6 protein-coding genes are annotated in these 6,471 nt (G+C 72.0%); 3 read left to right on the forward strand and 3 right to left on the reverse strand.

Annotation, left to right across the window (positions count from 1 at the left end; genetic code table 11):
- On the forward strand, positions 1-2,379 hold a 2,379-nt coding region (locus tag ACWEN3_RS38200), incomplete at its 5' end, for a transglycosylase domain-containing protein (protein WP_452980869.1).
- Between the two features lie 91 nt (positions 2,380-2,470).
- Positions 2,471-3,598: a hypothetical protein gene (locus ACWEN3_RS38205; protein ID WP_452980872.1), complete on the forward strand. Its 1,128-nt coding sequence runs from the start codon at positions 2,471-2,473 to the stop codon at positions 3,596-3,598.
- Between the two features lie 94 nt (positions 3,599-3,692).
- On the opposite strand, the gene ACWEN3_RS38210 is transcribed toward ACWEN3_RS38205, so the two are convergent.
- Positions 3,693-4,985, reverse strand: coding sequence for a helix-turn-helix domain-containing protein (locus ACWEN3_RS38210; RefSeq protein WP_452980875.1), 1,293 nt, complete (start codon positions 4,983-4,985; stop codon positions 3,693-3,695).
- Between the two features lie 186 nt (positions 4,986-5,171).
- On the opposite strand from ACWEN3_RS38210, the gene ACWEN3_RS38215 reads away from it, so the two are divergent.
- The gene (locus ACWEN3_RS38215) at positions 5,172-5,876 is read left to right on the forward strand and encodes a DUF4232 domain-containing protein (RefSeq protein ID WP_452980878.1); all 705 of its coding nucleotides are present in this window, start codon (positions 5,172-5,174) and stop codon (positions 5,874-5,876) included.
- An 82-nt stretch (positions 5,877-5,958) separates the two neighbouring features.
- Here the strand turns inward: ACWEN3_RS38215 and ACWEN3_RS38220 are convergent, their stop codons facing one another.
- Together ACWEN3_RS38220 and ACWEN3_RS38225 are read right to left on the reverse strand one after the other, a co-directional pair.
- Complete coding sequence (locus ACWEN3_RS38220; RefSeq protein WP_452980883.1) at positions 5,959-6,012, reverse strand: SCO3870 family protein; 54 nt, start codon at positions 6,010-6,012, stop codon at positions 5,959-5,961.
- Positions 6,013-6,146: 134 nt separating this feature from the next.
- The gene (locus ACWEN3_RS38225; RefSeq protein WP_452980880.1) at positions 6,147-6,377 is read right to left on the reverse strand and encodes a hypothetical protein; all 231 of its coding nucleotides are present in this window, start codon (positions 6,375-6,377) and stop codon (positions 6,147-6,149) included.
- Between the last annotated feature and the right edge of the window lie 94 nt (positions 6,378-6,471).

A 6,471-nucleotide genomic window follows, 5' to 3' on the forward strand; every position in this document is an offset into this window, starting at 1 on the left:
CCGCACACCAGGGACGTGGAGCCCAGGCTGCTGCTCGTGCACCTCCTGCGCGACGAACTCGGGCTCACCGGCACCCACTGGGGCTGCGACACCACCACCTGGATCGAACAGGCGAGGGCGGCCCGGACGGGCTCGGGCCGCGCCGCACCCCGCAGGCCCGCCGCCGGCCAGGCCGCGGCGGCCCGGACGGGCACCAGCAGCGCCGCGGCGGGCAGACGCTGGATCGACTATCCGAGAGCGGGCCTGCGGGGCCCGCGCCGCTGGCTGCCGTCGTGGCGCCAGGTGCTGGGCACGTTCCTGTTCTGCGTCGGCGGGCTGACCGCGGCCGTCGGGTACGCCTACGCCACGATCACCATCCCCGACCCCAACCCCTCGACGCTGCTCCAGAACAATGTCTACTACTGGTCCGACGGCAGCGTCCTGGCGACCGACGGCAGCGTGAACCGGGAGAACGTCCAGCTGGCGCAGGTCCCGTCGGGCGTGCAGTGGGACTTCATCGCCGCCGAGAACGCCTCCTTCTACACCGACCCGGGCATCGACCCGCAGGGCATCGCGCGGGCCGTCGTGCACATGGCCGAGGGCGGTTCCGTACAGTCCGGGTCGACGATCACCCAGCAGTTCGTCAAGAACACCTACCTCGACCAGTCGCAGACGTTCTCCCGCAAGATCAAGGAACTGCTGATCTCCGCCAAGATCGGCGCGAGCATGAACAAGCAGCAGATCCTCCAGGGCTACCTGAACACGTGCTTCTTCGGCCGCCAGGCCAACGGCATCCAGGCCGCCGCCCGCGTCTACTACAACGTCCCGGTCGAGAAGCTCTCCGTGAGCCAGGGCGCCTTCCTCGCCGCCGCGGTCAACGAGCCGAGCCTCTTGCAGCACGCCGACACCGACCCCGCGGCCCGGGCGCAGGCGCAGGCGCGCTGGTCCTGGGTGCTCGACCGCATGGTGAGCACCGGCAGGCTGACGCAGCAGCAGCGCGCCCAGTACGCGGCGCAGGGCTTCCCGGCGCCCACGAAGTGGACCGCCGGCTCCGGGTACACCGGTCAGACCGGCTACCTGGTCCAGCTGGCCCGGGCGTACGTCCAGCAGCACGACCCGAGCGCCACCGACAGCAGCCTGGGCCGGGGCGGCTACCAGATCCACACCACCTTCGACCGCAAGAAGACGGCGGAACTGACCAAGGCCGTCGCCGAGGTACGCGGCCGGCGCCTCGACCCCGGCCACCGCGCGGCCGACCGCGACGTCCAGGTCGGCGCCGCCTCGGTGGACCCGGCGACCGGCCGGATCCTGGCCGTCTACGGCGGCCCCGGCTACGGGCAGGGCCACTACTCGGACAACGCCGACACCTCCGGCGTCCCGGTGGGCTCGACCTTCAAACCCGTGGTCCTCGCCTCCGCGCTCCAGTACGGAGCCGTCCTGAAACCCGGCACGTCCCCGGCGCCGATCACCCCGGCAAGCAAGTTCGACGGCGACGACGGCATCCGGATCAAGGACCAGCAGGGCAACTACGTCACCGACGACAAGGACCCCACCGGTCTCCTCCACCAGCACAACGACACCAATCACCACTGGGGGTCCATCCCGTTGCGCACGGCGATGGAGCAGTCGGTCAACACGCCGTACGTGCAGCTCGGCGAGGATGTCGGCTACACCGACGTGGCCCGGACGGCCAAGGCCCTGGGCCTGCGCTCCGAGAGCCTCGCCGCGCCCAGCGCCGGCTTCTACATCGGCACGTCCACCCCGAGCGCCATCCGCATGGCGGGCACCTACGCGACGTTCGCGGCCTCCGGGATGCAGTCCACGCCGTACTCGGTGACCCAGGTGACCCGCGACGGGGTGATGCTGCCCGGGTTCTCGGCCCCCACCCCCGTACGGGCCGTGCCGTCGGCGGTCGCCGACAACGTGACCGACGTCCTGCGGGGCGTCATCACCCGGGGCACCGGCACCAAGGCCCAGGCCCTCGGCCGGACCGCGGCGGGCAAGACCGGAACCACCGACGACTACCGGTCGGCCTGGTTCATCGGCTACACCCACCAGCTCGCCACCTCGGTGGTCCTCTTCAAGGAGGACCCGGCCCACCCCCAGCTCCAGTCCCTCGCGGGCGTCGGCGGTCTGCAGAAGGTGTTCGGCGGCGACATCCCGACCGAGATCTGGACCCGGTACATGGGGGGCGCCCTGACCGGCCTGCCCGATCTCCCCTTCCCGGCCCCCGAGCCCCTGGGCCACGGCGCCGACGAGCCCGGCCTCGCCTCCGCCTCGCCCAGCCCGAACCACACCAAGCACCCGGGCAGACCCGACAGACGCAGGCCCACCCCCACCCCCCGGCCGGGCTTCCCCACGTTCCGCCCCAAGTGCCGACACCACCAGTGCGGCGGCTGACGCGGCCGGTTCGCCTACCTGCCGGGCGAAACACCCGGGGCGGCGCGTGTCCGTGCGCACCAAATCCCACCATCACTTTAACGTTCCGTACATGAAAACCAACTTTCTGTCACCATGGACACGGAGGCTGTCCGCGCTGACAGCCACCGTGGTCATCTCGGTGGCGGCCGCGGCGGGCGCCGCCTCGGCGGGCGGGACGTTCCTGGGCCGCCTCCACACCGTGCGCCAGATCGCCTCCACGGTCCCCGCGAACGGCGACGTGAACCCCTACGGCACGGCCGTGGTCACGCGCAACGCCGGAAAGCTGCGCAGGGGCAACGTCCTGGTCAGCAACTTCAACAACAGCCAGAACCTGCAGGGCACGGGCACCACCCTGGTCCAGGTCAGCCCGCGCGGCACCGCCACGCTGTTCGCCCAGATCGACCCGGCCCGCCTGCCCGGCCCGTGCCCCGGCGGTGTGGGTCTCACCACCGCCCTGAGCATCCTGCCCGGCGGATGGGTCGTGGTCGGCAGCCTGCCGACCGCCGACGGCACCGCCGCCACCGCCCAGGCGGGCTGCCTGCTGGTGCTGGACAACCGCGGCAAGGTCCGCAGGACGATCGCCGGCGGCGGCATCAACGGACCGTGGGACATGACCGCCACGAGCTACGGCGACCGCACCGACCTGTTCGTCACCAACGTGCTCAACGGCACCGTGGCGGGCGGCGGCGACGAGGTGGACCGGGGCACCGTCCTGCGCATCACCCTCAAGCGCCACGACAACCAGCCGCCGCAGCGGGTGCGGACCACCACGATCGGCTCGGGCTTCGCCCAGCGGACCGACCCCACCGCCCTGGTGGTCGGCCCGACCGGCGTCGGCCTCGCCAAGGACGGCTCCCTGTACGTCGCCGACACCGTCAAGAACCGGATCACCGTCATCAAGCGCGCGCTGACCCGGAAGACGAGCGCCGGCACCGGCAGGGTCGTCACCAGCGGCGGCCGGCTCAACGGCCCCCTCGGCCTCGCCATCGCGCCCAACGGCCACATCCTGACCGTCAACGGCGGTGACGGGAACATCGTCGAGACCACACCGGCGGGCCGCCAGGTGGCCTTCCGCCAGCTCGACAAGAGCGGCTCCCCGCCCGGCGCGGGCGCCCTCTTCGGCCTGGCGGTGGACCTGGACCGCGACGCCGTCTACTTCGTCAACGACGCCACCAACACCCTCAACGTCCTGAAGTGACCCACGGCAGACCCCAGGGGCCCTGGATCCCTCCGGGGCCCCTCACCCGCGCGCACCCGGCAGGATCCGGACCCGCGGCCCTCCGCTCCGCCCCTCAGCCGACCCGGGCGATCCACTCGCTGCCGCCCAGCGGGTAGTCGTAACCCGGGCGGCCCGCGCCGGCGCTGGTACGGAACGGGGTGCCGCCGTTGTCGATGTGGACGGTGCCGCGGCGGCTCCCGCTGGACCAGTCCAGGGTGAGGTCCCAGCGGACGTCGTGGGCCCTGGTGCGGGCGGTGACGTAGAAGACCTCCGGGTCGGACTCGCTGACCTTGTACGGGAAGTCGCGCTGGCCGTTCTTGACGGTGACCGTGGGACTGCCGCCGTCGAGGTCGATGTCGAACGACTTGCTGTCGACCCCGCCGCCGCAGCCGACGCCCATCGAGTAGTCGTTCCAGCGCAGCGGCGCGTCCCTGGTGAGGGCGCGTACGTGCAGCGCCTCCAGGACGACGGTGCTCCGGCCGGTGCCCTGGACGGTGAGGGCGATCTCCTGTTCGCCCGAGGACACCGCCCCGTACGCGGCGGCCCATCGCGGGGCGTCCTGCTCGCTCGCCGGAGGGCCCACCTGCCCGGGTTCGCTGTCGACGAGGAAGTGCTGGCTGCACGGGCTGTCGTAGACGTAGGGACGGGTGCCGACGGTGAGCGGGACGGCGCCGGGGTCGCCGCCGTCGGTCCGCGCGGCCCCGCCCTTCGGGGTCCCGGATCCGGATCCGGTGGGCGTGGCGGAGGCCGGCGCGGACGGCTTGTGCCGCTTCGCGCTCGGGGACGGGGAGACGAACGGCTTCCCGCCGTCCGCCACGCCGGCGCTCGTGGCGGTGGTGTCGCCCGCCCGTCGGTCCCTGGCGCCGTTCCCGCCGCCGAACAGCGGGGGCAGGGTGAGGACGACGGCTCCCAGTACGGCGACGGCGGCGACGGCGATCAGCACGGTACGGCGACGACGCGACGGCACGTTGTCCCGCTCCACATCGACGACAACCGGCTCCACGGCACTGACCGAGTCCGCCGCGTCAGCCGAACCGCCGGCGGAACCGGCGGCCGAACCGGCCCCTTGATCCGACCCCGTCGCCGGGGCCTGATCCGCCCTGCTCCCTCGTGCCGCGTCCGCCAGGATCCAGCGCCGGTGCAACTCCACCAGCTCGTCGGGCGTCGCCCGGCAGACCCGCGCGAGGCGCTCCACCGGGGCGTAGTCGAGGGGCACCGCTGTGCCGTTGCAGTAGCGGTGCAGCGTCGACGTGCTCATGTGCAGCCGTTTGGCGAGCGCCCCGTAGCTCAGCCCCGAGCGGTCCTTGAGCTCCCGCAGCAGCGGCGCGAACGCCTCCGCCCCGTCGGCCCCCGTTGCCCCTGGCACCGGTTCCCCATCCCTTCGTGTCCCAGTCCCGCGTTCCAGCGCCACTGTCTTCCCCCTGGTCAGAACGCGTTTCGCCGTTCCAGCGTCCCCAACTGCCCGCCATGCGTGGCAGTTGGGACAGAACGCCTCACAAGCTTCGGTCATCCAATCACCACCCCAAGCCGAACACCGAAGGGGCACGGCCACATGTCCAACCTCCGCACCTCCCGCACCCGTCTCGCCGGCGCCGCCGTGACCGTCGCCCTCGCCGCGCTCTCCCTGACCGCGTGCAACGACGGCACGGGCGTCCACAGCGAGGGCGCCTCGACGGCGACCGCGAAGACCTCTTCCGGCGCTTCCGCACCCAGCGCCCCGAACTCCGCCTCCGGCTCCGGCGCTTCCTCCCCGAAGACCAGGCCCGCCACCGCCGGCACCGGCCCCACCGCGGACGTCTCCGCGTCGAAGAAGCCCGTCCCGTCCGGCAAGCCGGTCACCTGCGAGGGGTCCGACACCAGGACGGTCGCGGCCCCGCTGAACCGTCCCGTGAACCACATGCTGCTCACGGTGACCAACACCGGCAGCAGGAGCTGCTTCCTCTACGGCTACCCGGCCGTCCGCTTCGGCGAGGCCCAGGCCGTGCCCCCGGTCATCGAGGCATCGCAGCCGCAGGCGGTCGTCACGCTCCGGCCGGGCGAGTCCGGCTACGCCTCGGTGAACCTGTCCGCCACCGACGGCAGCGGCGAGCACGGCCACACCGTGCACTCCCTGACCGTCTACTTCCAGGGCCCCTCCGGCAACGAGAGCGTCGGCGCGGGCGCCCACCCGCCGCTGCCCGCGAAGGGCGTCTACGTCGACGACTCGCTCAAGGTCACGTACTGGCAGCAGTCGATGGACGACGCCGTCAACTGGTGAAGCCAGAGCGCCCCAGCCCGGACACACGAGGGGGCGCCAGGCTTCGAGCCGGCGCCCCCTCGCCGCGTTCACACCGGGCGGCTCACTGCGAGCGCTGACGCCGGTCCCGGACCCAGGTCACCACGACCATCGCCACCAAGTCTCCGTAGATCGGCAGCTACGGCACGTGGCCGGGAGACCTGACCAGCCGTCATCAGTGCGCAGACGGCGTGGAGTTGGGACCCCCGACAGGGCCGGGTTGGGCCTTGGGCGCTGAGGTATTTCCGGTCATCAGGCGATGGCGTTGTAGGTGCCCCAGCCGGTGTCGATCTCGTTCCGCGAGCCGTACGGCGACGTCGTGCAGCCGGTGCCGGGGTAGACGTACAGCTTCCCGGTGAATCGGCCTCGGACGGCCCGGCTCGGCAGCCCGGTAGCGGCGCCTGCCGGCCGCTCAGCCCGGCGCTGCGAGTGATCACCCAGGACAGCAAAAAGGCCCGGGTCTCCGACCTGGGCCTTCTTCATGGAGCGGGTGACGAGAATCGAACTCGGGAACACAGCATGGGAATCAGATCTACTAGAAATAAACTAAACCAGCGTAAAATCCGACTGAAGGACT

It is taken from the genome of Streptomyces sp. NPDC004561 (assembly GCF_053602155.1).

Coding starts and splice junctions, on each gene's coding strand:
- ACWEN3_RS38205 (WP_452980872.1), top strand. CDS start 2,471: ATGAAAACCAACTTTCTGTCACCATGGACACGGAGGCTGTCCGCGCTG.
- ACWEN3_RS38215 (WP_452980878.1), top strand. CDS start 5,172: ATGTCCAACCTCCGCACCTCCCGCACCCGTCTCGCCGGCGCCGCCGTG.
- ACWEN3_RS38225 (WP_452980880.1), bottom strand. CDS start 6,377: ATGAAGAAGGCCCAGGTCGGAGACCCGGGCCTTTTTGCTGTCCTGGGT.